The 24,502-nt window shown below is 62.5% G+C and carries 29 protein-coding genes; 8 read left to right on the top strand and 21 right to left on the bottom strand.

The features are described 5' to 3' along the window. The first annotated feature begins 91 nt into the window (after positions 1-91). Entirely contained in the window at positions 92-331 is a 240-nt protein-coding gene (locus J4F42_17505; protein ID MCE2487315.1) for an AbrB/MazE/SpoVT family DNA-binding domain-containing protein, read from the top strand. 91 nt (positions 332-422) lie between these two features. Next, positions 423-680 carry a type II toxin-antitoxin system PemK/MazF family toxin gene (locus tag J4F42_17500; GenBank protein ID MCE2487314.1) on the top strand — a complete coding sequence of 86 codons (258 nt, stop codon included), beginning with the start codon at positions 423-425 and terminating at the stop codon, positions 678-680. A 99-nt stretch (positions 681-779) separates the two neighbouring features. Here J4F42_17500 and J4F42_17495 read toward each other — a convergent pair whose 3' ends face one another. After that, positions 780-1,838 (bottom strand): hypothetical protein, encoded by a 1,059-nt coding sequence (locus tag J4F42_17495; GenBank protein ID MCE2487313.1) that lies wholly within the window; start codon positions 1,836-1,838, stop codon positions 780-782. Between the two features lie 128 nt (positions 1,839-1,966). Between J4F42_17495 and J4F42_17490 the strand changes: the two genes are divergently transcribed. Next, a complete protein-coding gene (locus J4F42_17490) occupies positions 1,967-2,371 on the top strand; it encodes a hypothetical protein (GenBank protein ID MCE2487312.1) in 405 nt (134 codons plus the stop codon). Here the strand turns inward: J4F42_17490 and J4F42_17485 are convergent. After that, the gene (locus tag J4F42_17485) at positions 2,368-3,294 is read right to left on the bottom strand and encodes a hypothetical protein (protein ID MCE2487311.1); all 927 of its coding nucleotides are present in this window, start codon (positions 3,292-3,294) and stop codon (positions 2,368-2,370) included. The genes J4F42_17490 and J4F42_17485 overlap by 4 nt on opposite strands. A 53-nt stretch (positions 3,295-3,347) precedes the next feature. Between J4F42_17485 and J4F42_17480 the strand changes: the two genes are divergently transcribed. Further along, a complete protein-coding gene (locus J4F42_17480; GenBank protein ID MCE2487310.1) occupies positions 3,348-4,136 on the top strand; it encodes an MFS transporter in 789 nt (262 codons plus the stop codon). Then, positions 4,028-4,654, top strand: a complete 627-nt coding sequence (locus J4F42_17475) for an MFS transporter (protein MCE2487309.1) — start codon at positions 4,028-4,030, stop codon at positions 4,652-4,654. The genes J4F42_17480 and J4F42_17475 overlap by 109 nt, the downstream gene beginning before the upstream one ends. 8 nt (positions 4,655-4,662) lie before the next feature. Here the strand turns inward: J4F42_17475 and J4F42_17470 are convergent, their stop codons facing one another. The 12 genes from J4F42_17470 to J4F42_17415 all read right to left on the bottom strand — a co-directional run bounded on the left by J4F42_17470 (position 4,663) and on the right by J4F42_17415 (position 14,429). After that, on the bottom strand, positions 4,663-5,370 hold the full coding sequence (locus J4F42_17470) for a hypothetical protein (GenBank protein MCE2487308.1): 708 nt from the start codon (positions 5,368-5,370) through the stop codon (positions 4,663-4,665). Between the two features lie 51 nt (positions 5,371-5,421). Further along, positions 5,422-7,662 (bottom strand): type I restriction endonuclease subunit R, encoded by a 2,241-nt coding sequence (locus J4F42_17465; GenBank protein MCE2487307.1) that lies wholly within the window; start codon positions 7,660-7,662, stop codon positions 5,422-5,424. Beyond that, positions 7,659-8,084, bottom strand: coding sequence for a PIN domain-containing protein (locus tag J4F42_17460; protein ID MCE2487306.1), 426 nt, complete (start codon positions 8,082-8,084; stop codon positions 7,659-7,661). Before J4F42_17460 ends, J4F42_17465 begins: the two co-directional genes overlap by 4 nt. A gap of 5 nt (positions 8,085-8,089) precedes the next feature. After that, positions 8,090-8,428 (bottom strand): hypothetical protein, encoded by a 339-nt coding sequence (locus J4F42_17455; protein MCE2487305.1) that lies wholly within the window; start codon positions 8,426-8,428, stop codon positions 8,090-8,092. Between the two features lie 165 nt (positions 8,429-8,593). Next, positions 8,594-8,845, bottom strand: a complete 252-nt coding sequence (locus J4F42_17450; GenBank protein ID MCE2487304.1) for a DUF4411 family protein — start codon at positions 8,843-8,845, stop codon at positions 8,594-8,596. Between the two features lie 5 nt (positions 8,846-8,850). Beyond that, positions 8,851-9,342, bottom strand: coding sequence for an ImmA/IrrE family metallo-endopeptidase (locus tag J4F42_17445; protein MCE2487303.1), 492 nt, complete (start codon positions 9,340-9,342; stop codon positions 8,851-8,853). Next, positions 9,257-9,973 (bottom strand): hypothetical protein, encoded by a 717-nt coding sequence (locus J4F42_17440; protein MCE2487302.1) that lies wholly within the window; start codon positions 9,971-9,973, stop codon positions 9,257-9,259. The genes J4F42_17445 and J4F42_17440 overlap by 86 nt, the downstream gene beginning before the upstream one ends. Positions 9,974-10,021: 48 nt before the next feature. Beyond that, a complete protein-coding gene (locus J4F42_17435; GenBank protein MCE2487301.1) occupies positions 10,022-11,413 on the bottom strand; it encodes a hypothetical protein in 1,392 nt (463 codons plus the stop codon). A gap of 3 nt (positions 11,414-11,416) precedes the next feature. Further along, positions 11,417-11,665, bottom strand: coding sequence for a type II toxin-antitoxin system HicA family toxin (locus tag J4F42_17430; protein MCE2487300.1), 249 nt, complete (start codon positions 11,663-11,665; stop codon positions 11,417-11,419). Continuing rightward, on the bottom strand, positions 11,662-11,874 hold the full coding sequence (locus tag J4F42_17425; GenBank protein MCE2487299.1) for a hypothetical protein: 213 nt from the start codon (positions 11,872-11,874) through the stop codon (positions 11,662-11,664). The genes J4F42_17430 and J4F42_17425 overlap by 4 nt, the downstream gene beginning before the upstream one ends. Positions 11,875-12,217: 343 nt before the next feature. Continuing rightward, positions 12,218-13,372, bottom strand: a complete 1,155-nt coding sequence (locus J4F42_17420; GenBank protein MCE2487298.1) for a Fic family protein — start codon at positions 13,370-13,372, stop codon at positions 12,218-12,220. A 142-nt stretch (positions 13,373-13,514) separates the two neighbouring features. Further along, positions 13,515-14,429: an N-6 DNA methylase gene (locus J4F42_17415; GenBank protein MCE2487297.1), complete on the bottom strand. Its 915-nt coding sequence runs from the start codon at positions 14,427-14,429 to the stop codon at positions 13,515-13,517. 170 nt (positions 14,430-14,599) lie between these two features. On the opposite strand from J4F42_17415, the gene J4F42_17410 reads away from it, so the two are divergent. Beyond that, positions 14,600-15,058, top strand: a complete 459-nt coding sequence (locus J4F42_17410) for a MaoC family dehydratase (protein MCE2487296.1) — start codon at positions 14,600-14,602, stop codon at positions 15,056-15,058. Between the two features lie 69 nt (positions 15,059-15,127). Here J4F42_17410 and J4F42_17405 read toward each other — a convergent pair whose 3' ends face one another. Next, positions 15,128-17,032 carry a PQQ-binding-like beta-propeller repeat protein gene (locus tag J4F42_17405; GenBank protein MCE2487295.1) on the bottom strand — a complete coding sequence of 635 codons (1,905 nt, stop codon included), beginning with the start codon at positions 17,030-17,032 and terminating at the stop codon, positions 15,128-15,130. A 28-nt stretch (positions 17,033-17,060) separates the two neighbouring features. Continuing rightward, a complete protein-coding gene (locus J4F42_17400) occupies positions 17,061-17,327 on the bottom strand; it encodes a sulfurtransferase TusA family protein (GenBank protein ID MCE2487294.1) in 267 nt (88 codons plus the stop codon). Positions 17,328-17,455: 128 nt separating this feature from the next. Between J4F42_17400 and J4F42_17395 the strand changes: the two genes are divergently transcribed. Beyond that, positions 17,456-19,453, top strand: a complete 1,998-nt coding sequence (locus J4F42_17395) for a UvrD-helicase domain-containing protein (protein ID MCE2487293.1) — start codon at positions 17,456-17,458, stop codon at positions 19,451-19,453. Positions 19,454-19,467: 14 nt separating this feature from the next. Here J4F42_17395 and J4F42_17390 read toward each other — a convergent pair whose 3' ends face one another. Together J4F42_17390 and J4F42_17385 are read right to left on the bottom strand one after the other, a co-directional pair. Next, positions 19,468-20,547, bottom strand: a complete 1,080-nt coding sequence (locus J4F42_17390) for an SMP-30/gluconolactonase/LRE family protein (GenBank protein ID MCE2487292.1) — start codon at positions 20,545-20,547, stop codon at positions 19,468-19,470. Between the two features lie 53 nt (positions 20,548-20,600). Beyond that, the gene (locus tag J4F42_17385) at positions 20,601-21,017 is read right to left on the bottom strand and encodes a GFA family protein (GenBank protein ID MCE2487291.1); all 417 of its coding nucleotides are present in this window, start codon (positions 21,015-21,017) and stop codon (positions 20,601-20,603) included. Between the two features lie 172 nt (positions 21,018-21,189). Here J4F42_17385 and J4F42_17380 point away from each other — a divergent pair, with 172 nt between their 5' ends. Further along, a complete protein-coding gene (locus J4F42_17380) occupies positions 21,190-21,645 on the top strand; it encodes a 2,4'-dihydroxyacetophenone dioxygenase family protein (GenBank protein ID MCE2487290.1) in 456 nt (151 codons plus the stop codon). 18 nt (positions 21,646-21,663) lie between these two features. On the opposite strand, the gene J4F42_17375 is transcribed toward J4F42_17380, so the two are convergent. From J4F42_17375 to J4F42_17365, 3 genes are all read right to left on the bottom strand, one after another. After that, the gene (locus J4F42_17375) at positions 21,664-22,743 is read right to left on the bottom strand and encodes a zinc-binding dehydrogenase (GenBank protein ID MCE2487289.1); all 1,080 of its coding nucleotides are present in this window, start codon (positions 22,741-22,743) and stop codon (positions 21,664-21,666) included. 61 nt (positions 22,744-22,804) lie between these two features. Beyond that, a complete protein-coding gene (gene gor / locus J4F42_17370; protein ID MCE2487288.1) occupies positions 22,805-24,157 on the bottom strand; it encodes a glutathione-disulfide reductase in 1,353 nt (450 codons plus the stop codon). A 2-nt stretch (positions 24,158-24,159) separates the two neighbouring features. Continuing rightward, a partial coding sequence (locus J4F42_17365) for a hypothetical protein (protein MCE2487287.1) occupies positions 24,160-24,502 on the bottom strand: 343 nt, incomplete at its 5' end.

Here is a 24,502-nt window from a genome sequence, read left to right as displayed (position 1 = left end):
CCTTGACGGGCTTCTCTCCCCGCGAATGCCATCATTACTTCCAGCATTGTGGCTACAGATAATGGTGAACCGCTCTAGGGAGGATGTTCTCATGGGCACGAAATCTCATATCTCCAAATGGGGCAGTAGCCTAGCCGTCCGCATTCCCAAGTCCATTGCTGAGCAATGGGGCGTGCGTGAGGGCTCTGCCATTGAGATCGTTTCGCGTGGCGAGCAGCTTGTCCTGCGAAAGAGAACCTATAAGCTGACCGACATGCTGGCCCAGGTGACGGCCGAGAATCTCCATCCCGAGCTAGACACCGGCCCGGTCCAAGGCAATGAGGAATGGTAGAGCAGCCCTATGTCCCGGACACGGGGGACATTGTGTGGCTAACCTTCACACCCCAAGCCGGACATGAACAAGCCGGGCGCGCCGGCCCGCCCTGGTTCTGAGCCCCCGCAGCTACAACGAGAAAACCAGCCTGGCGCTCTTCTGCCCCATCACATCCAGAGTCAAGGGCTACCCCTTCGAGGTCTCCCTTCCCGGCGCAGGCCCCATCACCGGAGTCATCCTTACCGACCAGATTAAGAGCCTGGACTGGCGAGCACGGCGAATCCGCTTTGCATCACAGGTTCCGTCTCGGGTGCTGGGCGAAGTCCTGGCGAAGCTGGCTGTCCTCCTGGATCAAGACAGCTCCTGAGTTTTGTAGGTCGGCTTAGCGCAAAGCGCGTAAGCCGACAGGTCGGGGCGGAGTGTCGGCTTACGCTTCGCTCATCCGACCTGCCGGGCTGCCCAGTCCTCAGCCGCACGCCAGGGCGTACACGTTCTTGACCCCGGCCGGCAGCGGATACTCGGCCCAGGTCGCCCCGTCGTCCTGGGTGCCGAAGACCTGACCGGTGCTGTTCACCCCGTACACGCAGCCGGCGTCTCGACGACTCGGCGCGATCGCCATCATCGTCCGCCTTGGAGTCACATCGTGGTCAAAGCGCTGCCAGGTCTGGCCCAGATCCTGACTGCGATAGATGGCGCCGGATTTGCTCAGCGCGGCCGGGCTGAGCGCGGCGTACAGCGTGGTGGGGTCGTGCGGGGCGACCTGAATATCGCGGGCGTAGGAGAAGGGTGAGGCGCGCCAGATTTCCATCTCCTGCCAGCTGTCACCCCGGTCGGGGCTGCAAAACATGCCCATCCGGGTGGCCAGGAAAACCGTGCCGGGCCGCGCCGGGCTGACCTCCAGGGCGTGGGTATCCATCATACCCTCGGTGTTGGTTTTGCTGCCGATCTGACTCTTGAGGTGGTCGCGTTCGACCAGGTCGAGCAGTGCCGGCGTACAGTCGTGCCAGGTCTCCCCGGCGTCGGAGCTGCGCATCACCCCGCCGACTTCCAGCCCGGCATACACCTCATCCGGGTTGCTGGGATCGGTCGTCATCCGAATCACCCGCATGGGAAAGCCCATGTGCACCCCACCCTGTGGCTCAAGTACCGCCAGCCGGCGCCAACTCTCGCCGCCATTATCGCTGCGATACACCACGGCCGGGGCCGTACCCAGATACATGATGTCCGGGTTCTGGGGATGAAAAATAATCGTCCACACCACCGCCCCGCGCTCCGGGAAATCGAGCCGCTGCCAGTGCTCGCCGCTGTCGGTCGTCCGATACGGACCGTCCTGGGTGCCGAGATAGATGACCTGCGGGTCGTGGGGATGAATCGCAATCGCCCGAACCTCGACTTTGTCGGGCAAGCCGTTGCTGAGCGACTGCCAGTCGCCCTCGCCCACCACCTGACGGAACAGGCCGCCGACCGCCCCGTCCTCTCCAGCCCCTGACCACTGGGCAGCTCCAGAATAGACATAGTGTGTCATACAAAACCCCCTTCGATCCTTAGGCTGTTCCGACCATACGCGCTGCCGCCGGCACAATGCAAGCCGCCGTTTGATTTTTCTATCCCTCCTCTTGCTTTCGCTTTTTTTTCGCTTATAGAATATGCAGTATGAAGACACAGTCCAAGCCCAGGCGGCGCGCGGCGGCAATCCAGCCCCGGCCGGTCCTGTCCGACCCCCAGGCGCTGAAGCGGGCGTATGTTGAGCACACCCGCCGCCTCGGCCCGGACTTCGATGTCATCGACGGCTGGCTGATGGATCACCGGCCGGAGCTGTGGCAACAGCTTCACCGCCAGGACGACGAACTGTTTCGCCTCCGCAGCCTGGCCGCGGGCGAGCGCGAGTATACGGCCACTCTTGAGAACTTTATCGCCCTGTGCCAGGAAGCCGAGCGCCTGTACGACGAGGCCAGGCCCGATGAGTTGAGCCTGCCGCTGCTGGGCGAGAACGAAACCGTGGCCGTATACTTCACCCTGGCCGACGGCTCCGTGCATAAGGTCAGCGGCATCGCCTAGGCCGTGTCCGTCACGCCTCGATTGAAACCCGCCCGCGAATAGCCCACCCGTTCCTCCCCCATGCGCTCGATCAGGGCGGCCATCAGGCGTCGGGTGGTGTCCGGCCCGAACCAGCCCGGATAGCCGTATCGGGACAGCCGCTCGGGTACACCGCGACGGCGCGAGCGGGCGCCCCTGGCCCCGTCACCGTGGAAAAAATCGTCCACAATGACCCGCCGGCACGCGCCGGCGATCAGCCCGGCAAACCGCTCGGGGTTGTGGGGCAGGGCCGGAGAGACGCTGATCTGGGTAAAAATCCCCCGCGCCGTCGCAGCCCGGGCAACGGCCAGACGGCGTTCAACCGTGGCACAGCTCGGGGTCAGTTTGCGTCGCACACTATCATCGTCGGTCTCGATGGTCAGGTTCAGCACCGCAGTTGGAATAGCCGCAATCAGCTCGAAGTAGCGCTCAACCAGGGGCGAGCGCGTTTGCAGCACCAGCAGGGCGGGCGGAAAGCGGCCCAAGACCTCGAGACACTGGCCGGACAGCCCGTACCGGGGTTCGAGCCTGGGCTGGAAGGGGTCGGTTGAACCGGAGCAGTAGATACGCGGCCGGCTGCCCCGTCGGGCCAGTCTGTCCAGCTCCTGCTCCAGGACTTGGCCGATATTGATCTTGGCCGTGACCCACTCGCCCCAGGCTTGGCCGTCGGCATGAAAGCGCTGGACCTGGCTTTCGGCAACGTAGCAGTAGAAACACGAGCTGCCGTACGAGCAGCCCCAGTAGGGGGTCAGGCTGTGGCTGAAGCCGGACAAGAAGCCGCCGGTTTTGGTCAGGGCCGATTTGACGCGGCGGTGACGGATGGTGAGCACGCCCCCCTTCTGCCCCGTCCGCCCGTCGGCTGTCAACACCGCGCCCGGCTTGACGCTGGCGACCCCGACCTGCATAGACTGGGCGCCCAGAAGCTGATGCCTAGGACCTGACACCCAGGAGGGGGGCCATGGAGTCACGCCCGGAACCGTCCCATACCATCCCGACCGCCGTCCCGCCCGGCCGCTCCTGGCCACGCCGCTACAACCTGGTCGGGCTGTGCTTTCTGAGCACCTTCATCTGCTATATCGACCGGGTCAATATCTCGGTAGCCATCATCCCCATGGCCGAAGAGTTTGGCTGGGACCAGACCACGCGCGGCATTGTGCTGTCGTCCTTTTTCTACGGCTATCTGTCCACCCAGGTGTTTGGCGGCTGGCTGGCCGACCGGTTTGGCGGCAAGATCGTGCTGGGTCTGGGCGTGGTGTGGTGGTCGCTGTTCACCCTGATCACGCCGCCGGCCGCAGCCCTGTCTTTCACCGTCCTGTTCCTGGCCCGGGTCGGCATGGGGCTGGGCGAGGGCGTGGCCTTTCCGGCCGTCTACAACCTGTACGCGCGCTGGATACCCAGGCAGGAACGCGCCCGCTCCATCGCCCTCACCAGCAGCGGCATTTCCCTGGGGACGGTCGGCGCCTTGCTGTTGACGCCGACGATTGTGGTCGCTTTGGGTTGGCCGTGGGTGTTCTACCTGTTCGGTATCCTGGGCTTTGTGTGGTACGGCCTGTGGCACTTCCTGCCACCGACACCCCCGACAGCCATCCCGGCGTCCATCCCTCGGAGCTGGAGTTCATTCGCCACAACGTCCCGCCGGTGCCCAAAAACGAGACGATTCCGTGGGCTCAGCTGTTATCCAAGGTGCCGGTCTGGGCCATCATCATCAATCATTTTTGTTCAAACTGGGGCTTCTATGTGCTCTTGACCTGGCTGCCGACGTATTTCACCCAGGCCCTGGGCGTCGATCTGTCTCAGGTCGGCGTGTACACCATTCTGCCCTGGCTGGCCATGTTTCTGATGGCCAATGTCGCCGGCTGGGTGGCCGACAAGCTGATCGAAGCCGGCCTGTCGGTGACGTTCGTGCGCAAACTGATGCAGACCATCGGTTTTCTGGGGCCGACCATCTTTCTGAGCCTGATCGGCAGTGTCAGCTCGGCCCCGCAGGCGATTACCTACATGTGTTGCGCCCTGGGGCTGAACGCCTTTGCCCTATCCGGCTTTGGCGTCAACCACCTGGATATCGGCCCACGCTATGCCGGCATTCTGCTCGGCCTGTCTAACACTGCGGGCACCATACCGGGCATCGTGGGCGTGACCCTGACCGGCTATATCCTTGATGTCACCGGCTCGTGGGGTCTGGTGTTCTCGATTGCGGCCGGCATCTACCTGTTCGGCCTGCTGGTGTGGCTGCTGTTTGCGACCGGCGAGCGAGTCTTCGAGTAGGGGCCGCCTCACCCCGCCTGCTCGTAGGCAAGCTCGAACACAATATCGGTCAGGTGGCGCCGGAAGTCGGCGTCGTCCATGAACTTCTTGAACAGTTTGGTGTCGTCGTTCATCACCGAGGTCATCACCCGCAGCAGCGCCTTGTCGTGCTCGATGCGGGCATTCTCCTTGTCCGAGTTCTGCCTGGCGTTTTGGAACGCGGTATTCTCGGCCACGCGAGCGGGGATCGTCTGGGTGATGAGCTGGCGCACACGGTCGGCGTCTTGCCACGGAATGTCGCCGAACTGCTCGTTGAAGACCCGCAGGATGTTCGACAGCCGGTCCAGCTCGGGCTCGGGCAGGTGACCGCCGCCGGTGGTCGGCACCGGCTCGACCGTGGCGTCCGCGTCGGGCAGCACGATCTGCTGCATGGCCCGTTTCTCGACCCGGTAGCTGTCCATGTCGATGGCGTCGAGGATGCCCTTGGACAGGTCCTCCTCCTGGGGCGACGGCAGCTTCGAGATCAGGAAATTCAGGAAGATCGAACGCTTCTCCCAGGCGGCGTTGGTGTAGGGCAGGACCGCGGACAGAAAGCCGTAGGTTCGCACAAAGCCCTTGGCCTTGCCCTTGAAATTCACCTGCCCGTCTTCGTCCAGGTCATTCCGGTAGGTGGCCACGCAGGCGTCGAGAATGGGGTCGAGTTGGTCGCGCTCGGCCCCGCTCAGATAGCACGACACAAAGTCGTCAATCTGCTCCGAAGAATAGACCTGGGCGCCGTCGAGATCGGCCTACAAGTCGTGCAGCTTGTTGGGATCGGTCTCGTCGGCCAGAATCGTCGCCCGATAGAAGTCGGCAAAGGCAGCCCGGATGGTGTCGGCATCGTTCAGAAAATCCAGCACAAAGACATCGTGCTTCTTGGGCTGCGCCCGGTTGAGGCGCGACAGAGTCTGCACCGCTTTGACGCCCGACAGGGTCTTGTCCACGTACATGGTGTGCAGCAGGGGTTCGTCATAGCCGGTCTGGAACTTGTCGGCACACACCAGAAAACGGTAGGGCTCGGCCTGGATCTTCTCGGCGATTTTGCCGGACGGAAAGCCGTTCAGCGCCGCCTCGCTGACCTTCACTCCGCCGAACTCGGGCTCGCCGGAGAAGGCGACAATGGCTTGGTAGCGGCTTTTGCGCTCGTGCAGATACTCGCGGATGGCGTGAAAGTACTGGATCGCGCGCTCAACACCGTTGGTGACGACCATCGCCCGCGCCTGGCCACCGATCTTGTTCTGAGCCAACACCTGTTCGTGGAAGTGATCGACCATGATCTCGGCCTTGAGACGGATGGCGTGGTCGTGGCCCTCGACAAAGCGCCGCAGCTTTTTCTGGGCTTTTTTCGTATCGAACTGCGGGTCGTCCGCCACCGTCTTGGCCAGCCTGTAGTAGCTGGCCACCGGCGTGTAGTGGCAGAGCACGTCCAGGATGAAGCCCTCTTGGATGGCCTGCTTCATGGTGTAGGTGTGGAAGGCGTGATGCCTGACCGTGCCGTCGGCCTGGGGGCCGGGGTCGCCGAAGAGTTCCAGGGTCTTGTTCTTGGGCGTAGCGGTAAAGGCGAAATAGCTGGCGTTGGGGAGCAGCTTGTGCGACTCCATCAAACGGTTGATCTGATCCTCGTAGGTCTCCTCCTCGCCCTCCTCGCCGGCCTCGGACAACGCCTGGGCCATGGCCGCGCTGGTGCGGCCGCCCTGGCTGGAGTGAGCCTCATCGATGATGATGGCAAAGCGCCGCCCGCGCTGCTCATTGCCGATCTCGTCGAGGATGAAGGGGAACTTCTGCACGGTCGAAATGATGATCTTCTTGCCGGCCTCAATGAATCGGCGCAGGTCACCCGAGCGCTCGGCGGGGCCCAGCGTCGCCCCGACCTGGGCGCACTGTTTGATCGTGTCGCGGATCTGCTTGTCCAGAATGCGGCGGTCGGTGACCACGATGATCGAATCGAAGACCCGGGCGTCGTCCTTTGCCTGCCCGACCAGCTGGTGGGCCAGCCAGGCGATGGAGTTGCTCTTGCCGCTGCCGGCCGAGTGCTGGATCAGATAGCGTCGGCCCGCCCCGCGCGTCCCAGCGTCGGCCAGCAGCCGGCGCACCACGTCGAGCTGGTGGTAGCGCGGCCAGACCTGGGTCTTTTTTTTCCTGCCCGTCTTGTCGTCCTTTGACTCCACCATCTGGGCGTAGTTCTCCAGGATGTTGGTCAGGCTGTGGCGGCTCAGCACCTCGCGCCACAGGTAGTCGGTCTTGAGTCCGTTCGGGTTGGGCGGGTTGCCCGCGCCGTCGTTCCAGCCCCGGTTGAAGGGCAGGAACCACGAGGACTTGCCCTGGAGGTGGGTGCAGAAGCGCACCTCGCTCTCGTCCAGTGCGAAGTGGGCCACGCAGCGGCCGAACGCAAACAGCTTCTCGCGCGGGTTGCGGTCCTTCTTATACTGCCAGACCGCGTCGTCCACTGTCTGCTTGGTCAGGCTGTTCTTGAGTTCACAGGTGAAGACCGGCAGGCCGTTGATGAACAGTCCGATGTCCAGCGCCCGCTGGGTTTCGTCGCGGCTGTAGCGCAGCTGGCGGGTGACGCTGAAGCGGTTCTGCCCAAAGCGTTCCTGAGCCTTGTCGTTGCCGGCCGAAGGCGTGCCGTAGAACAGGTCCAGATCGTGCGGCCCGTGCTTGATGCCGTGGCGCAGCACGTCGATGCTGCCGCGCTTGGCAATCTCGCCCTGGAGCCGGGCCAGGAACTTGCGCCGCGTCGGACTGTCCTCGGACAGACCCAGCGATTCCGCAGCCTTGGGCTGGGTCGCGCGCAGAAAGGCGCGGAGCTGGACCACATCGACGCAGTACTCGCGGTCGTAGTCGTGGGGGTTGCCGCCGCTCCAGCCCACCCCGCCGTAGCCGGCCGGTGGTTCGGCTGCGGTGCCCGCTGCGGGCGGCGCGCAGGGATGGCCGGCCAGCGCGGTGCAGATCAGGCGTTCGAGGCCGCGTTCGGAGGTGTCGGTGGTCATTGTGGGTCCGCCTGGTCCGTGAACGGGTTTATGACCCGGAGACCGTCGTAGTCCTGCTCCGAACTGAGATCTTCCGAGTAGACCGCATCGCAGCCCAGGGCGCGCGCTGCGGCGAGGATCGCCCCGTCCCAGTAGGACAGCCGGAAGCGCCGGCTGATTGCCACGGCGTCCCGGAAGATTTCTAGGATAATTGCCTGGACGGGCAGCAGCATGATTGGCTCCATGAACTCCAGGGCGTCCTCATAAATCATCCTGCCGGGCCGGTTGGAGCGCGTCGCCTGATGATAGAACTCTTGCAGCACCTGCACGGATACGCAGAGTTCGGGCTCGGTAAGAAGCTCACGAGCGCGTATGCGCTTACTCGCTTCTTCCGGCAACCGGCTCACCGCGTACAGCAGCACGTTGGTATCAACGAGACGCATGGCAGTCACCCGGATATACGAGACGTGCTGCGCGAGCGTTCTTTCTCAGCCTCCGCTCTGGCTCTGGCTCGATCGTGTAGTTCCTCGCGCGTGAGGTTATCGGACATCCGCAGGCCTACGGCGCGGGCATCGAAATCCTCGAATACCTCGCGCAACATCCTCCGGCGGCGTTCGGCTTCCGTCTCCACGTCCGGCTCGTTGGACGCCGTGCCGCCGGTGCGGTCCGCAACGAGGCTCTTCAGGTAGTTCCGCACCAGGGCCGACACCGAGGTATCCAACTCCGCCGCCCGGATTCGGGCGAGCCGATGGGTTTCTTCGTCAACGGATACGGTGATGTTTTTCATGGCCACAGTCTCACAGTTTCTGTGAGGCACAGCATAGGTTCAGATTGACCGCCGGGCAACACCTCAGGCATCGCGTGGAGCCGGTTCGGTAGCGCGCAAGAAGATCGAGAGATGGACCAGGGCGGCGCAGTCCATCAATTAAATTTTTGTCATGAAATCAATCACTTATGGGATTTTTAACCGGTACTCCGACGTAATAGCCACCGTCGAAGTATCTACAAACGCGTTGGCACCGAATTGCTGCTCTGCCCAGTCCCAAAGGTCATCTCCTCCGCGTTTCAGTTCTTCCTGAACTCTGTCGATATTGTAGAGCCTTCCTTCCCGATAGCCTGGACAGAAATCGAAGTCATAGAATCGCCGCTTCGCTTGAATAAAGACGTTGGCATCCAGCACATATTTCTCGCCTGCCTCGCTCATTACGGCTACAATCCGAGTGTCTGCGCAAATTGGTCGAAACTCCGGCCATGCAGACCCGTGAGGCGATACGCGTCACGGTACAGGAGCCGGCCCTCCCGCGCTGCACGAATGACCGCGCTACCGAAGCGACGGCCGACACGTCCCTGTTGCGCGTTGTAGAAATTCCCCCCACTCGATTGCTGCGCAGATCTTCGCCGTTCGTCAGCCTTGTATCGACCCAGGAATTCGTAGAAATCGTCTCTCGCTATCAACTTTCGATCCAACACTCGCCGGGCGGCCACGAGGGGGCTGACCTTGAAGCGCCTGGCCAGCGCTTGAAACGGTTCGGCCGACTCGGCCACGCTCGGCCAGCAGCCATCAAGCTCGTCTCCCGGAATCAGCACTTCGGCCGCAACCTCGTTACAAAATCTCTCAACATCGTCGTCGTACGGCTGGAGGTCCACCAGGTTGAACACACCGTCTGTCCCTAACCACAGGTGGGCCAGTTCGTGCGCCAGTGAAGTCCGCTCCGTTGATGAAGATTAAAGGCGCGTAATCGTCGCAGAGCACAAATCCCCGAAATTCCTCCGGGTCCAGTTTCTGTCGCGTATTGTTCTCCACGATGCCGTTGACGACGACCAAAACACCTATCTCTTCCACCGCCCGCCGAAGCCCAACGAGCGCGGCGGACCAGGTAGGGTGCGTGCTCGCCCAGCCATCATCAACACCCAGCGTTCTTCGGATATTGTTGGCCGCGTCCACGCGACTCGAAGCCAACGTGACAGTCCCGACGAAGGCAAGAGGTTCTTCGCCTGCCTCGATAAGATATTCGCGCATCCATTCTTGCCGCCGTTGCATTTGCTGCACGGTGCTCATCAGCGCCGCGCTCGGCCGCGCCGGCTGCTGGCCTTTCAGGGTGCGAAAATCAGCAACCGGTAATTTCTCATCCGGCGGCTCCTCCAAAAACAAGGCTCCGAAAGGTGTGAGCGTCGCCTTTGCAAACCGCTCCAATTGCTTAAACGTCGGCTGCGCCTCACCGTCTTCCCACTGCGGCAGCTTCGGGAAGCGCTTCGCCAGGTCAGACATGTCCTTTCCCGAGCGCTCGCGCGCCCAGCGAACCACTGACGGTTTCACCGCGACCTTGTTCATATTGGCAACACAGCACCCTGACCGGCTACGGTCAATCTTCAAAATCGTCTATCGCTCGGCATCTGCTGCGTCAATCAGAGCTTTCACCTTATCAAACTGCTTTGGTTCGGCTTCCCCATCCGGCAACCGTTCTGCCGCCTCGCGCACGTCGAGTTTGCCGGTGACGACATCGGCGATCAGGCGGGTGCGGTATTCCTGGAGAAGAGAGAGTTCGTCATGTGCGAGGTCGATAGCACGCCGTGCGTTTGTCGATTCTTTGCTTGTGAACTCGATAATGGCATGCTGCTCTTCAAGCGGTGGACATAACAGCTTGATACGAAGGAACTCCTCTGGGTACAACCTTAGGCGTGACGAGCGGATACCCGTTGACCGGCAGATGTATTCGTTCTTGTAGGTTGTCATGCGCAGCAGGAGATCAGCGTAATCGCCAAGCAGTCTCGAAGAAGGGTGTGGTCGGTAAACAGCATACGATGGGCTGACTATCCCGGCCTGCCTAGAAATGCCCAGGGCGGCCATCCGGGCCCACATCGTATCGATGACAAGATCGCCGGGCCTACACAGCTTATGCCCAACGTTCGACTCCGCCTTAAACATCGTGACATTCTTCTCGCTTCGTGGCGTCACCCCGGTAACGTGAGACACGGATAGCAGTTCCTCCAAGCCGGTTTCAGAACGCTCATCTACTTCTCGGAAGTACCATTTTGCCGGGCGTAGGTCCCAATGCGCCGGCACGTCGCCCAGCCATTCCACGCCGGAGGGCTTGTAGGCCGGGTAGGGCTGGCCGGTGCGCACGTCGAGCTTGCCGGTGACGGCTTGGTGGATGAGGGCCTGCTTCTGCTCCTCCAGCAGCGCCATCAGCTTCTGCTTGGCGCGGATGTAGCGCTGGATGCGCCGGTCGGCGTGGTCGAGGAAGCGGACGATGGCGGTTTGTTCGGGGAGGGGTAGAAAAGGCACGTCGACCTTACAAAAATTCTCGAAATTGAGGTCTTGTCCATCCCGAATAAAGTTGGCAGTCGCCTGTAGAGCCTTGATATAGCCAATGGACTTGAAAAGGTAGGCGAAGTACCCCACAGCCAAATTCGTAGCAGGCTGAAGAACGATATATGAGGACCGGATGCATCCACTTGCCCATGCTCTTTCCAGCCCACCTTGGAAACTCCGCATACTGATTACAAAGTCATCCACCTCTACGTGACGACGTTTCTCCAGGTGCCGCAATATTTTGACGATTTTCCTCCCAATCCTCTTTTCGTAGTCCGCTTGCGCTATCACACCGTAGGCTTGAGTGGCTGAAAGCTGAATATCGTTGGGCCTGGCTAGTTCTTTACGCGGAGTGAATGTGCGCTTGCCTCGCCTGACCTCCCAATGCGCCGGCACCTCCCCCAGCCACGGTACGCCGGAATCCTTATAGGCAGGGTAGGGTTTGAGTTTGGCAGCCATTTGTCAGTCAAAGAGCGTTTCGAGTACTTCGCGCTTAGAAAGGTTGAGGAATGTTGCGACGCTGGTGACGATGGCGTCCAACGTCCCGATATGCACATTCCGGTGCCGGGGCACGGTCACGGTGTGCCGGTTGCCAGCGACGGTCAATGTCAGCATCATGTGACTGCCCTTGGTTCGCGCCACACGGTAGCCGTAATGACGGCCCAGCAACTTCGCGACCTCGTTGCCCGAGAGGTCACGGGGCAGCCTCATACCGCGATGGCCTCTTCCTTGATGAGATGAAGCCTGATGACTCTTGGTACGGCGTCTTTGTCGAAATGGCAGAGCACCGCATCCTTCACCATGTCTTTCAGGTCGTCCCAATCATCGCCCTGGGTGAAAATGCTGTACCCAAGCGCTCGGGCATTGTACCCGCCTTCAACTGCTTCCGTGACCTCGAAGATGATCTCGGCCGGTCTCATCGGATAATCCTCCGTCCTTCACGTTGTCGGGCTGATACTAGGCGGCGGCGTAGGGCAGCACCTCGCGCCGCAGGAAGGCTTCGACACCACCCGCCTCTTGCGGCTGGCATCCGGTAGTCCACCTGCGACCAGCACTTCCACCAACATACCATCGGTCTTCTCTTCCAAGCCGAGGATGTCCGTCCCATCTCTTCTCGACCAGCCGACCCGATAGGTATTTTACGCAGATCGACTGTCTCGGGTATCGTTCCTGATTTTGGAAGAATGTCCCAATGCGCCGGCACTTCTCCCAGCCACGGCACGCCGGAGTCCTTATAGGCGGCATAGGGTTTGAGGCCGGCGATCATGTATCAGCCTCCGCCTCGGTTCCTTCGTTGAGGATAGACAGGTACTGGTCGTAGACGAACAATCGGCCACGGCGCTTTCCCGTGATCTCCCGTGCAATCCCGTGGGTGACGAGCAGTTCCATTGCCGAGGAGGCTGTCTGAAAGGACAGATTGGTACTGCGGCGCGCTGCGGGCAGCGATAAAATCGGCTGCGACTTGAGTGCGTCATGCACGCGCAGCCCCGACCCGGCTCTCCGGCCCCCGGCCTCTTCAATCCGGTTTCGGTCGTTCTGAACGGTCGAGACCGCGCCCTCGGCTGTCAGCTTCACTCCTTCGAGGAAAAAGGCGAGCCACGCTTCCCAATCGCCGGTGCGACGCACGTGATTCAGCAGGTCGTAGTAGGTGCTTCTGTGCTGCTTGAAGTACAGACTCAGATACAGGAGCGGCTGGCGCAGCACGCCGGCTTGGCACAGGAGCAGCGTTATGAGCAGTCGCCCCACGCGCCCGTTGCCGTCCAGAAAGGGGTGAATGGTCTCGAACTGCACGTGCGCAAGCCCCGCCCGGAGCAGTACGGGCAGTCCGTCCTCCTCGGCGCGGAGAAAGCGCTCAAACGCCGTCATACAGTCGGGTACGACCGTGCGTGGCGGCGGCACGAAAGTGGCATTGCCCGGTCGGGTCCCACCGATCCAGTTCTGCGAGCGGCGAAATTCACCGGGGTCCTTGTCGCTTCCTTGCCCGTGCAACAACAGTTCGCTGTGCATCTCGCGGATCAGACGATTGGACAGCGGGAAGTTTTCCCTCAGACGACACAGGCCATGCTCGAGCGCGGCCACATAGTTCGAGACTTCGACCACATCATCGAGCGGAGCCCCGGGCACTTCGTCCAGTTCAAAGAGCAAGAGGTCAGACAACGACGACTGCGTGCCCTCGATCTGAGAGGAAAGCACCGCTTCTTTGCGCACGTAGGCGTACAGAAAAAGCGTCTCGTCCGGCAGGAGCGTTGCGACGCCGTCGAGGCGACCCAGAGCAAGCAGCGCAGATTCCAGCGCCTGTTGCAGCGAGCCGTCCAGAACCAGGACAGGTTTCGGCGGCAGCGGTGCCGGCACGAAGGCGCGAACACGCTCACCGCCGATGCTCGTCACTTCATAGCTGCCGACTTCTTCGCGCCGCATATCGGGCAGTCCTTATTCACAGTTTCTCAATAACAAAATCTACTATTTAACTTTCAGGCCTAAATTGCAATAACGCAAAGTGACGACGCAAGGACGGCGACGAAGCAAAAGGCGTTGGCGTGCCCCAGATCGTAGGGCGTACTCATGGCCTCCGGCCCACTCCTACAATCTCCGCCAACAGCCCTTCCGTATCTCGTTCCAGCGCCAGGATGTCGGTCCGGATCTCATCCAGGCTGCGCAGGGGCTGCGGCGTGTAGAAGTAGCGGGTGAAGCTGATCTCGTAGCCGATCTTTACGCTGCCGGGCTGATACCAGGCGGCGGCGGCGTAGGGCAGGACCTCACGCCGCAGGAAGGCGTCGATGCCGCCGGCCTCTTGCAGCGGAATCTGCTCGGTGTCGCGCAGGTCGGGGTCGGGCTCGTACTCGACCACCGCCGGCCTACCGTTGATGGTGGCCGCGAACAAGCCACGCAGCGGGTCGGCCTCGGTGCCCCGCTTGTGAATCTTCCTGATGACCGGCGGCGCGTCCTCGCTGCGTTCGCCGCTCTCTTTGAGTTTCTTGAGTGCGGCGGCCCTGTAGGCGCGGTCGGGGTCGGCGCCCCGGATACGCAACGGCCACTCGACCGTCACCTTCCAGTAGCCGAAGGCGGCGTTGTCGAAAATCTTGCTCTGCTCGGTCTCCTCGAAGGCGAGAAAGGTGTCGCAGATGCGGACGAGGTCGTCCTCCGACAGCTCGCAGTTCTTCTTGCCCAGGTTCTTGCGCATAGGCTGGTACCAGTTGGTGGCGTCGATGAGCTGCACCTTGCCCCGGCGATGGACGGGCTTGCGGTTGGTCAGCACCCACACGTAGGTGGCGATGCCGGTGTTGTAGAACATGTTGAGCGGCAGGGCGACGATGGCTTCCAGCCAGTCGTTCTCGATGATCCAGCGGCGGATGTTGCTCTCGCCCTGGCCGGCGTCACCGGTGAACAGCGAGCTGCCGTTGTGGACCTCGGCGATGCGGCTGCCGAGCGGGGGGTGCTGCTTCATCTTGGACAGCTTGTTGACCAGGAACAGCATCTGGCCGTCGCGGATATCACACCGACAGGGGAGCTGCTATGGTTCCGGCGCGGCGCTCGTTTGTGACCAGCGAGCGAGTCTTCGGGTAGGGGCGATGCGATATCTCGTGTGGAGGAATGGGACGTTCCATCACTCTGAGGCATTGTTACTATGAGAACGAAGGTGCTGCCATGACAGCAAGACAGATTCGCTTCCAAGACCTGCCGCGTCTCGTCGGCCAGGAGGTCGGCGTGTCGGACTGGCACCTCGTCACCCAGCAGGCCGTCGATGCCTACGCCGCCTCGACCAACGACCACCAGTGGTTTTGTGAAGATGTGGAGCGGGCGAAAAAAGAATCGCCCTTTGGCGGAACGGTCGCCCCGGGCTATTTCATCCTGGCCCTTGCCCCAGGGCTGCTCAAGGAACTCTGGTACCTCCAAGGGGCGCGGCTCGGCATGAACTACGGCATCAACCGCCTGCGCTTCCCGGCCCCGCTCCGCATCGGCAAACGGGTCCGCCTGCGGCTCAGCGTCCGCAGTGTCAGACCTGTTTCGGATGGACAGGAAGTCACCCTGCGCCTGTCGTTTGAAGTGGAGGGCGGCACAAAGCCGGTGTGTGTTGCCGAGCCGGTGTATCGCTACCTGGGCTGAACCCGCAGGACGCGCCGGAGCTGCGGCAGGCAGCCCCGTGCGCTCCCGTGGAATGGGACCGGCCTGGGATCAGTCCTGCTTGCCGTTCTGGCCGGCCGCCCCGTTCTGGTCGCCGTCGCCTGCCTCAAAGGCCAGCAGGGCGTTGCCCGGCATGCCGCCCCAGAAACCGTAGCCGGAGAAGACGTACAGCATGCCGCCGGCAATGGTCGGGCCGGGCCCGTCGAGCGAGCCGCCCTTGGTGCTGACCTCGTTAACCGAGTAGTACTCCTGGGCCGTGTCGTAGTCCCACACAATCGACCCGTCGTGGGTCGAATAGGCCCGTAGGTGGCCGTCCACCGAGCCGGAGAACACTACCCCGGGCAGGACCGAAATGGCTGCCGACTGGGCCGGGCTGCAGTTGGCCTTGTCGCCGCAGCCGGGCGGCGGGGTGAACCACAGTTTCTCACCGGTCTCAATGCTGTAGGCCGAGATGCCGCCGCCCTGTGTGTTGTCGATCGAGGACGTGATCGAGCCCTCATCGGTCCGATTGAGATTGACCTTGACGTCGGACAGGGCCACGTAGATATTCGACTCGTCCGCAGCCGGTCCCCACTGGATGCCGCCCAGGATGCCGCCCGCCCCGGCCCGCTGTTGCCACAGGATTTCGCCGTCCTGGTCGGGATCGACGGCATGCACAACGCCCGACTTCTGGCCGGCCAGCAGGATGCGTTTGCCGCCAGACAGCTCGCGCAGAATGGCCGACGAGCCAAAGTCCAGATCCGGTCCACGTGCCTCTGGGCAGTTGGTGTCGTCGCCCGACTCGCAGGCGATATTAAACGCGTCGCCCTTGGTAAACTGCTGGGTCCAGATATTCTCTCCGGTCTCCATATCGAAGGCCATGATCGCGTCGCTGGTGTCCGAGGCCGGGTCTGAGTAGTTATCGCCGGTGGTCACATACACCCGCTTGAGCTTGGGATCGAGCGTCGGGCTGGCCCACACCCCGACCCCGGACGGTCCCCACAGCTGGACGCCGATCTTGTTCTTGCGGACTTTTTTCGGTTCATCGACCGTGTAGGACTTCCACACCAGCTCGCCGGTCGTGGCGTTGAGCGCGCTGATGCTGCCCCGGAAGGTGCAGCACTCGTAGTCGGCCTCGCCGCCCGCCCCCTCTTCAAACGAGGCCATGCCAACGTACAGGCGGTTGTCGTGCAGGGCCGGGCTGGCCGTGATCCGGCCGGTCGGATGCTGCTCGATCTGGGTTTTCCAGATCAGCTCGCCGGTCCGGGCATCGAGCGCATAGGCGTTTCTCTCCACATCGCCGAAATAGGCTGCGTAGCGCGGCGGGTCGCTGCCCTCTATCGGGCCGAGCGTCACGGTTGAGCGCACCCCGGCCCCGGTCGAATACGCCCAGTACAAACAGCCGGTCTTGGCGCTCAGGGAAAACACCACCCCCCGCATGCTGCCGATATAGATCCGCCCGCCAAACACCGTCGGCTGGGAGGTCTGGTAGTTCTCGGGCAGGCCGAACGACCACTTGAGCTTGAGATTGGGAATGTCGGCTGCGGACAGGCCGGCCTTGTCCGCGGGCTGAAAGCGGGCGTTGCTGATATCGCCACCCCAGCCGTTCCAGTTGGCGGTCTGTTCGGACAGGTCGAGCTGGCCCGGCAGCAGCGAACAATAGGTCCACGAGGCAGCCTCGTCATCGCGTGCCGCGCCAAACTCTTTTTCCGAGATATAGGCCGCGATGGCCAGCCGCTCGACCTTGGTCCGCATCACCCCCTGGAAGACCATCCGGCCGACTTCGAGCGAACGCATAATGAACTCGGGCGGCAGTTTGCGCATGACCCCGAGTTTGGGCGCGCGGGCCACCGAGTCATGACACTTGGCGCAGTGCACATTGTACAGCGCCTCACCGTCGGGCCCGGCCACGCTGACAGCCCAGGCCGGTCCACTCAGCAGCATGAGACACGCGGCAACAATCCCTATGCGGTACATGTGTTCCTCCTTGCTCTTCTGTCCTTGGCTATTTCTCGATCACAATCCGCCAGCGGGCGCCTGTGTCAGGGGCGGCGTACTCGTCGATATCGACGATGGCATAGCCCTCCGCCTCGGCCGCACGGGGAATATCGCGGCGTCCCTTGGGGTCGTCAATCAGCAGCTCCAACACATCGCCCCGCTCCAGGTATTCGAGCCGCACCTTGGCCTTGGCCCAGTTCAGGGGGCATTTGACGCCGTGCAGATTCATCTGTTCGGTCTTATGTTCGATCTTGTGTTCGATCTTGGCGGGCATCGGCAGTGTACATAGCAGACCTGGGCCGGCTTGTCAGCGCAAAGCGGCCGACGCTGACGCCGGACGGCTTTTCCGCTATGCTGGGCCGACCTGCCCCAAACGCACAAAGCTGAATGGAGAGCGGAGCGGTGAGCGAAGAGACGCGACCTGACAGATACACGCTGCGCCCGGAGCCCGACGACCGGGCCAGGCGCTTCCTGATCGACTACAAGGAGGAACTCAACCCCTCCCAGTACGAGGCGGCCGTCACCCATCGGGGGCCGCTGCTGGTCCTGGCCGGAGCGGGCAGCGGTAAGACTCGCACCCTGGTGTTCCGGGTGGCGCGCATGGTTGAGGAGGGGGTTGACCCGGCGTCCATCCTGCTGCTGACCTTTACCCGGCGGGCGTCCGAAGAGATGCTGCAACGGGTCGAGGCGCTCCTGGGCAGCCGTTGCGACCGGGTCACCGGCGGCACCTTTCACTCCTTCGCCAATACCATTCTGCGCCGCTACGCCCAGTTGCTGGGCTTTGCCAACGCCTTCACCATTCTGGACCGCAGCGACTCCGAGGACGTGATCAATCTGATCCGCAGCCGCATGGGCCTGGACAAGAAGGAGCGCCGCTTTCCCCGCAAGCAGACCATTCTGGAAATCCTGAGCCTGGCGGCCAACAAGACCTGCGGCGTGGCGGCGGTGCTGGACGAACAGTTTCCGCACCTGTTCGACGAGCTGGACGAACTGGGCCAGATTGCGGACTACTACCGGGACTACAAGCGCGAGCGCAGCCTGCTCGACTATGACGATCTGCTCAGCTATCTGCGCGAGCTGCTGCGCGGCCATCCCGAGCTGGCCGAGCGGCTGTCACTCACCTTCCGCTACATCATGGTCGATGAGTACCAGGACACCAACCGGCTCCAGGCCGATATCGTCCGGCTGCTGGCCCACTCCCACGACAACGTGATGGCGGTCGGCGACGACGCCCAGTCGATCTACAGCTTTCGGGGCGCAACGGTGCGCAACATCTTCGAGTTTCCCGACCTCTTTCCCGGCACCAAAGTCATCAAGCTGGAAGAGAATTACCGCAGCACCCAGCCGATCCTGGATCTGTCCAACGAAATCATCCTGCAGGCCAAGGAGAGCTACACCAAAAACCTGTTCACCCGCCGCGAGGCCGGCATCAGGCCGGTCCTGGTTGAGGCCGACAGCGAACGCTACCAGTCACGCTTTGTCGGCCAGAAAATCCTGGAGCTGCACGAGTCCGGGGTGCCGCTACCCGAAATCGCCGTCCTGTTCCGCTCCAGCTTCCACTCCTTCGATCTGGAGATCGAGCTGGGCCGACGCAACCTCCAGTTCGTCAAGCGGGGCGGCTTCAAATTCATCGAAACCACCCACATCAAAGACGTACTGGCCCATCTGCGGATCATCGCCAACCCCCAGGACGCGGTCTCGTGGTACCGCGTCCTGCTGCTGCTCGACGGCGTCGGAGCCAAGAGCAGCGAAAAGATCCTGGCCCAGGTGCTCGACGCTCCCGACCCCTTCCAGGGCTTGGCCGGCTACCGGGGCCGCGGCGCGGTCAACACAGCCCTGAAGCGCCTGGCCGAAGCCCTGCAACAGGCCAGGGACGAGGGGCTGAAACCGGCCGAACAGCTCGAAGTCATCGTGCGCTACTATGGGCCGATCCTGAAGCACCGCCACCATGACGACTACCCCAAGCGCCAGAAGGACCTGGAGCACTTCACCATCATCACCGAGCGCTACCACAGCCTGGACCGGATGCTGTCCGACATGGCGCTTGAGCCGCCGACCAGCAGCGTGGACAATGTCCTGGCCACCGACGGCGAAGACGAGGGGCTGCTGACCCTGTCAACCATTCACTCGGCCAAGGGCCTGGAATGGCACTCGGTGTTCATTATCTGGGCGGTCGAGGGCCGTTTTCCGAGCCTGTACAACAAGGACGACGACGAGCTTGAAGAAGAGCGGCGGCTGATGTATGTGGCGGCTACCCGGGCCAAAGAGAACCTGTTCATCACCTACCCGATCAACGTCTTTGATCGGGCCACCGGCATGCTGCTCAACCGCCCGTCGCGCTTTTTGGACGGTATTCCCCGGCGTATTCTGACCCCGGTCATGCTGATGGAAGACGAGTAAAGAGGCCCGAGGGCTCAGGCGCGCTCGTGTGTCTCGGGCAGCCGACAGCGCAGCAGCTTGGACTCAAAAACCGCGCCCAGCAGCATCTCTCCGTTGTGAACCGCAGCAATGCTGGCCGCCGAGAGTTCCTCCCCGCTGCCGACATACACGTCTTCGAGGCCCGTTCCGTCGGCCTCCAGCCGCACCACCCGGCTCGGCGACAGCACCTGGGGACTGCTGGCGTGGGCGAGCAACTTGACCATATTGGGGTGGGTGGCAATCCAGATATGGCCCTGCTCGTCGATATCAATATTGTCGGGGCCGCGCCCGACCTCTACGGCCTGGTCAAGGCTCAGGCTGCCGTCGGCCGAGGTGCGGCGGTAGATGCGCAGGCTGTCGGCGCGCGTCTCGGTAATCAGGATGCGGTCGGTCCGGGCGTCAAACTGAATACCGTTGGCAAAGCTCAGCTCGTTCAGCACGACGCTGGCCACCTGGCCGTCAAAATACACCACGTCCGAGTTGGCCAGACCGAACAGCCGCTCCAGGCGCAGGCCCATCCCGTCCAGATAGCCCTGGTCATTGGTCAGGTAGAACTGGCGCGGTCCTACCGCCGCAATATCGTTCGGCGACCGAAAGAGCAGGTTGGCAATCGTGTCCAGGTGGCGCAGGCCATCCTCGGACACGGCAAAGATTTCAACGCTGTGACCGGCTCGGGGCTGGCCGGGCACGGTATGGTTGACCACAAACAGCAGGACCTGATCGCGGTCGGTGCGAAACAGGCTGATGCCGTGGGGGTGAAACGGACTGATCTGCTCAGTTCCGGCCAGCGCCTGGGGGACGCTATCGGGCTGTGACAGGTCGAGCCGGTAGATCCGGCCGGGCAGGTCCGCCCCGTGCCGGTACGCCCATCTGTCGTCAGACGAGATATAGGCCAGCCCGGCCTGGCGGTCGATGGCGATATCTTCGGGTCCGGGCGGCCCGGGGACGACCGTACAGCTGCCGGCAAAGTGGGGGACGAGCGGATCGAACACGCCCAAGGCGGACGACACGGCCAGCACCATCAGGCTCAGGGAGACTCCGACTACCACGCTTCCAAGCACAACCACCTCTCGCATCCCACTCCTCCTTGGGCTCGCCCGTGCGCGCCCTGTCCGCGTCTACATCGAGTCTACATTTGGGGCATTTTGGGTACCTTGGGCAGATCGGGGTTCATCACATCCCACGGCTGGGCACTGTCGGTATAAATGTCCATGGCCGGACGAAACCAGCTCGGGTCATCCAGGCTGGCCGCCTTGAGACCGACGATATCAGGGTTGGCGGACAGCTTCGAGAAGATGCCCGACCCGCACTCGGGGCAGAACCCGCGGCTGACCGTCTCACCGCTGTCCGACTGGCTGGTGTAGTAGGTGGGCTCGCCCTGGGTGGTGCTCAGCGCGTCTCTGGGCACGGCCAGCACCGGGGCATAGGCCGTACCGGTGGTCCGCTGGCAGTCGCGACAGTGACAGTTGATCGAAAACAGCGGCTCGGCGCGGCTCTCGTAGCGGATCGCGCCGCACAAACATCCGCCTGAAAATGGGGCTGGCATACAAGACCTCCGCGCGTGTAACTGCTACACAAGTAGCGCATTCCGCAGGCCAGGAAAAGAGAGCGGGGAGGGTAAAGACGCCTCTTGCATCCCGGCCCGGATCATTTTATGTCGGGGACACGCAAAAAATCGCTGAAACGGCAAAATGACGGCAAGCGCAAGGAGGAACGGCATGGCATCCAAAGCAAAACTTGACGGAGAATACGTCCACGTCAGCTCAGTCGCCTGGCAACCCTTTCCGGGCGAATTTTCAGCCGGCGGCATCCAGTGGAAGCTCCTCCACGTCTCGCCCGAAGCCGGCGCCTGGACGGCCATCTTTGACTGCCCGCAGGGCTCGTCTTTTGCCAGACACATCCATGTCGGACCGGGCGAATACTTTCTGACCAAGGGGAAAATGGAAGTCCGGGGCGGCAGCGAGGACGGCGGCGCCACCGCGAACGCGGTCGGCTATGGCTATGAGGCTTGCAACGCGCGTCACGACCAGACGAATTTTGTCGAAGACAGCGAGTTCTATATGACCTTCCTGGGCCCCTTGCAGTTTATTGACGAGGACGGCAACACCCTGGCCGTGGTCGGCTGGGAACAGGCCCAGGCGCTGTGGGCTCAGCAGACGGGCGAGGCCGAGTAGGGGCCTGCCCACCCCGTATCAGCGCCACGGCTCGACCAGAATCTTGGCGTGCCGCTCGGGCGAGGCCAGCTCCTCAAACGCTCCGGCCACGCCCTCGACCCCGACCTTGCCGGTAATCAGCGGCTCGAGCGGCAGCTTGCCATCGGCGATATTGTACAGCGTCTGGCTGAACTCCTCGCGCGTATAGCCGAGGACGAACTGGAGGTTCAGCTCCTTGTTGATGCCGAACATGGGCTGGATGGTATCGTTTTCCATGCACACCCCGACGACCACGATCCGGGCGCCGTGGGGGGCCGCACTCATCATCTGATCGATCACCCCGGGAACACCGACACACTCGAACAGGACCGCCGGTCGCAGCGGCGGACCGGTCGCCCACGGTGCCTGTTGGGGCGCCGTGTCGGGGTCGGCCACCGCAGCCTCTTTCCAGCTGGCGTAGGGCGAGTGCTGGTGGGGGTCGATGACCACATCCGCACCCATGGCCTCGGCCAGCTGACGCCGGCGGGGGGAGAAGTCCGCAGCCACGACGGGCCGGACATCCTTGAGGCGTAGGGCCGCAATCACGGCCAGGCCGACCGGCCCGCAGCCAATCACCAGCGGCACATCGTCCTTGTCCAGCCGCGCCATCTGGACCGCATGGTAGCCGACCGCCAGCGGCTCGGTCAGGGCCGCGTATTCGGTGCTGAGTCCATTCGGCACCTCCAGCAGCAAGCCCTCGGTCAGCCGCATCAGCTCGCCGTAGCCGCCCGGGTTGTCGTTCGAGTAGCCGACCGTTTCCACGCCCGCAGGACGGATCAGGACCGGCATCGAGCACGCCCGGGTGCCGGCTTTGAGCGTCTTGCCCGTCTCCGGTCCGTGGTCAAGCACCTCAACGCAGAACTCGTGGCCCATGACAATGTCGCGTTTGAGGTCCATGTTGAACGCGCCGCCCGACTTCTCGGAAATCTCGACCAGCTTCTGGGCGTGTTTGAGGGTGTGCAGGTCTGAGCCGCAGATGCCGCAGGCCAGGGTTTTGACCAGCACTTCGCCCGGTCCGGGCTGTGGAGTCGGCACATCATCAACCACCAGTTTTTGGTCTCGCATCACCACCGCGCGCATTGTCTTGTCTCCTTATTTGTCTTCCGCCGTTCCGCGTTCAACATTCAGCATTCAGCATGCATCATTCCTGTTTCGTCCGCATGGTCACAAACTCTTCGGCTGCGGTGGGATGAATCCCGATGGTTGCGTCAAACTGGGCCTTGGTCGCCCCGCACTTCAGGGCGACCGAAAAGCCCTGGATGATCTCGCCAGCCTCGGGACCGACCATGTGGCAGCCCAGCACCCGGTCGGACGCCTGGTCGACGATGAGTTTCATGAACGTCCGTTCCGAGCGGCCGCTCAGCGTGTGCTTGAGCGGTCGAAAGCTCGAGGTATAGACGTCGATGGCCGAATAACGCTGGCGCGCCTCGTCCTCGGTCAGACCGACCGTGCCGATCGGCGGATGGCTGAAAACCGCAGTGGCCACATTCGTGTGGTCGGGTTGGGTCGGCCGGTCGTGAAACAGGGTCTCGGCCACGGCCTGACCCTCGGCAATGGCCATGGGCGTCAGGTTCAGCCGGTCGGTACAATCGCCGATGGCAAAGATATGCGGCACTGTGGAGCGCGAGTAGGCGTCGACCGTGACCGCGCCGATGTCGTTCATCTCCACCCCAACCGCTTCGAGTCCGATATTATGGGTGTTCGGCAGACGCCCGGTGGCGTACATGATCAGGTCGGTTTCCAGACGCGTACCGTCTCCGAGGGTAGCCGTGAGCGTGTCGTTGTGTCTGTCGATGCGCGCGATATCGGCCTTGAAACGCAGGTCAACCTCGCGTCTGCGCATCTCCTCGGCCAGCACGCTGCGGACATCGGTATCAAAGCCGCGCAAAAACAGCTCGCCCCGGTACAGCTCGGTCACCTCAACGCCGAGGCCGTGGAAAATCGTGGCAAACTCGACCGCAATATAACCCCCGCCAACGATAATCGCCCGTTGGGGCAGGCGCTCCAGATAAAACGCCTCGTTGGACGAGATGGCGTGTTCGATGCCGGGGATCTGGGGCAGATACGGCCAGCTGCCGGTCGCCACCAGGATGTGCTCGGCCGTATACGAGCGGCCGTCGACGGCAAGCGTATGCGGATCGACGAGCCGCGCCCGGCCTTCGATGATCTCCGCCCCGGCGTTGCTCAGCAGGTTGCGGTAGATGCCGTTGAGGCGTTCGATCTCCACGTTTTTGTTGGCGACCAGGGTCGGCCAATCGACGCTGCGCTGGCCCACGCTCCAGCCAAAGCCGGCCGCGTCTTCAAAGTGGTCGCGGAACTCGGCCGCATACACAAACAGCTTTTTGGGAATGCAGCCGACATTCACACACGTCCCGCCGAGGTAGCGTTCCTCGACCACGGCCACTCGCGCGCCATAGGCCGCCGACATGCGGCTAGCGCGTACCCCGCCCGAGCCGGCGCCGATCACAAACAGGTCATAGTCATATGTACTCATGCTCAGGCAAAAATGTCCTGGGCTTTTTCGTGCAGAATAATCAGCGGGTCGCGGGGATCGCCCAGCGCCAGGGCGCTTTTTGTCGGACGGGTCAGGGCCACCGGCGAACACGCGTAGCGCTCGGCCAGTTTGCACGCCTCCTGAATCAGCGCCTCGGCCTGGGCGCGCGGGTCGGCCGTCGCAATCAGCTCCGACAGCTGGTTCTTTTCGTTTTCCAGCTCGTACCAGAACTGGGCCGCCCGGCGGAACAGCGGGGTCTCAATCGGCAGGATTTTTTCCACGCCACGCATGGATTTTTCATAGCAGTTTTTGTGTGATTTACTAGACGCCGCATGGACCGCTTCG

It is taken from the genome of Desulfurellaceae bacterium, from assembly GCA_021296095.1.
GTDB lineage: Bacteria > Desulfobacterota > Binatia > Bin18 > Bin18 > JAAXHF01.
Note: the sequence above shows the minus strand (reverse complement) of the source record. Positions and strands in the feature narration are given on the sequence as shown.

Bases quoted from the DNA above. Each gene is read 5' to 3' on its own strand.
- J4F42_17420 (MCE2487298.1), bottom strand. From the start codon at position 13,372: ATGCGGCGCGAAGAAGTCGGCAGCTATGAAGTGACGAGCATCGGCGGT.
- J4F42_17440 (MCE2487302.1), bottom strand. From the start codon at position 9,973: ATGAACAAGGTCGCGGTGAAACCGTCAGTGGTTCGCTGGGCGCGCGAG.
- J4F42_17465 (MCE2487307.1), bottom strand. From the start codon at position 7,662: ATGACCACCGACACCTCCGAACGCGGCCTCGAACGCCTGATCTGCACC.
- J4F42_17495 (MCE2487313.1), bottom strand. From the start codon at position 1,838: ATGACACACTATGTCTATTCTGGAGCTGCCCAGTGGTCAGGGGCTGGA.
- J4F42_17480 (MCE2487310.1), top strand. From the start codon at position 3,348: ATGGAGTCACGCCCGGAACCGTCCCATACCATCCCGACCGCCGTCCCG.
- gor (MCE2487288.1), bottom strand. From the start codon at position 24,157: ATGAGTACATATGACTATGACCTGTTTGTGATCGGCGCCGGCTCGGGC.
- J4F42_17390 (MCE2487292.1), bottom strand. From the start codon at position 20,547: ATGCGAGAGGTGGTTGTGCTTGGAAGCGTGGTAGTCGGAGTCTCCCTG.
- J4F42_17460 (MCE2487306.1), bottom strand. From the start codon at position 8,084: ATGCGTCTCGTTGATACCAACGTGCTGCTGTACGCGGTGAGCCGGTTG.
- J4F42_17410 (MCE2487296.1), top strand. From the start codon at position 14,600: ATGACAGCAAGACAGATTCGCTTCCAAGACCTGCCGCGTCTCGTCGGC.
- J4F42_17415 (MCE2487297.1), bottom strand. From the start codon at position 14,429: ATGCTGTTCCTGGTCAACAAGCTGTCCAAGATGAAGCAGCACCCCCCG.
- J4F42_17380 (MCE2487290.1), top strand. From the start codon at position 21,190: ATGGCATCCAAAGCAAAACTTGACGGAGAATACGTCCACGTCAGCTCA.
- J4F42_17385 (MCE2487291.1), bottom strand. From the start codon at position 21,017: ATGCCAGCCCCATTTTCAGGCGGATGTTTGTGCGGCGCGATCCGCTAC.
- J4F42_17400 (MCE2487294.1), bottom strand. From the start codon at position 17,327: ATGCCCGCCAAGATCGAACACAAGATCGAACATAAGACCGAACAGATG.
- J4F42_17450 (MCE2487304.1), bottom strand. From the start codon at position 8,845: ATGAGCGAGGCAGGCGAGAAATATGTGCTGGATGCCAACGTCTTTATT.
- J4F42_17425 (MCE2487299.1), bottom strand. From the start codon at position 11,874: ATGAGACCGGCCGAGATCATCTTCGAGGTCACGGAAGCAGTTGAAGGC.
- J4F42_17455 (MCE2487305.1), bottom strand. From the start codon at position 8,428: ATGAAAAACATCACCGTATCCGTTGACGAAGAAACCCATCGGCTCGCC.
- J4F42_17485 (MCE2487311.1), bottom strand. From the start codon at position 3,294: ATGCAGGTCGGGGTCGCCAGCGTCAAGCCGGGCGCGGTGTTGACAGCC.
- J4F42_17435 (MCE2487301.1), bottom strand. From the start codon at position 11,413: ATGGCTGCCAAACTCAAACCCTACCCTGCCTATAAGGATTCCGGCGTA.
- J4F42_17430 (MCE2487300.1), bottom strand. From the start codon at position 11,665: ATGAGGCTGCCCCGTGACCTCTCGGGCAACGAGGTCGCGAAGTTGCTG.
- J4F42_17490 (MCE2487312.1), top strand. From the start codon at position 1,967: ATGAAGACACAGTCCAAGCCCAGGCGGCGCGCGGCGGCAATCCAGCCC.
- J4F42_17405 (MCE2487295.1), bottom strand. From the start codon at position 17,032: ATGTACCGCATAGGGATTGTTGCCGCGTGTCTCATGCTGCTGAGTGGA.
- J4F42_17375 (MCE2487289.1), bottom strand. From the start codon at position 22,743: ATGCGCGCGGTGGTGATGCGAGACCAAAAACTGGTGGTTGATGATGTG.
- J4F42_17505 (MCE2487315.1), top strand. From the start codon at position 92: ATGGGCACGAAATCTCATATCTCCAAATGGGGCAGTAGCCTAGCCGTC.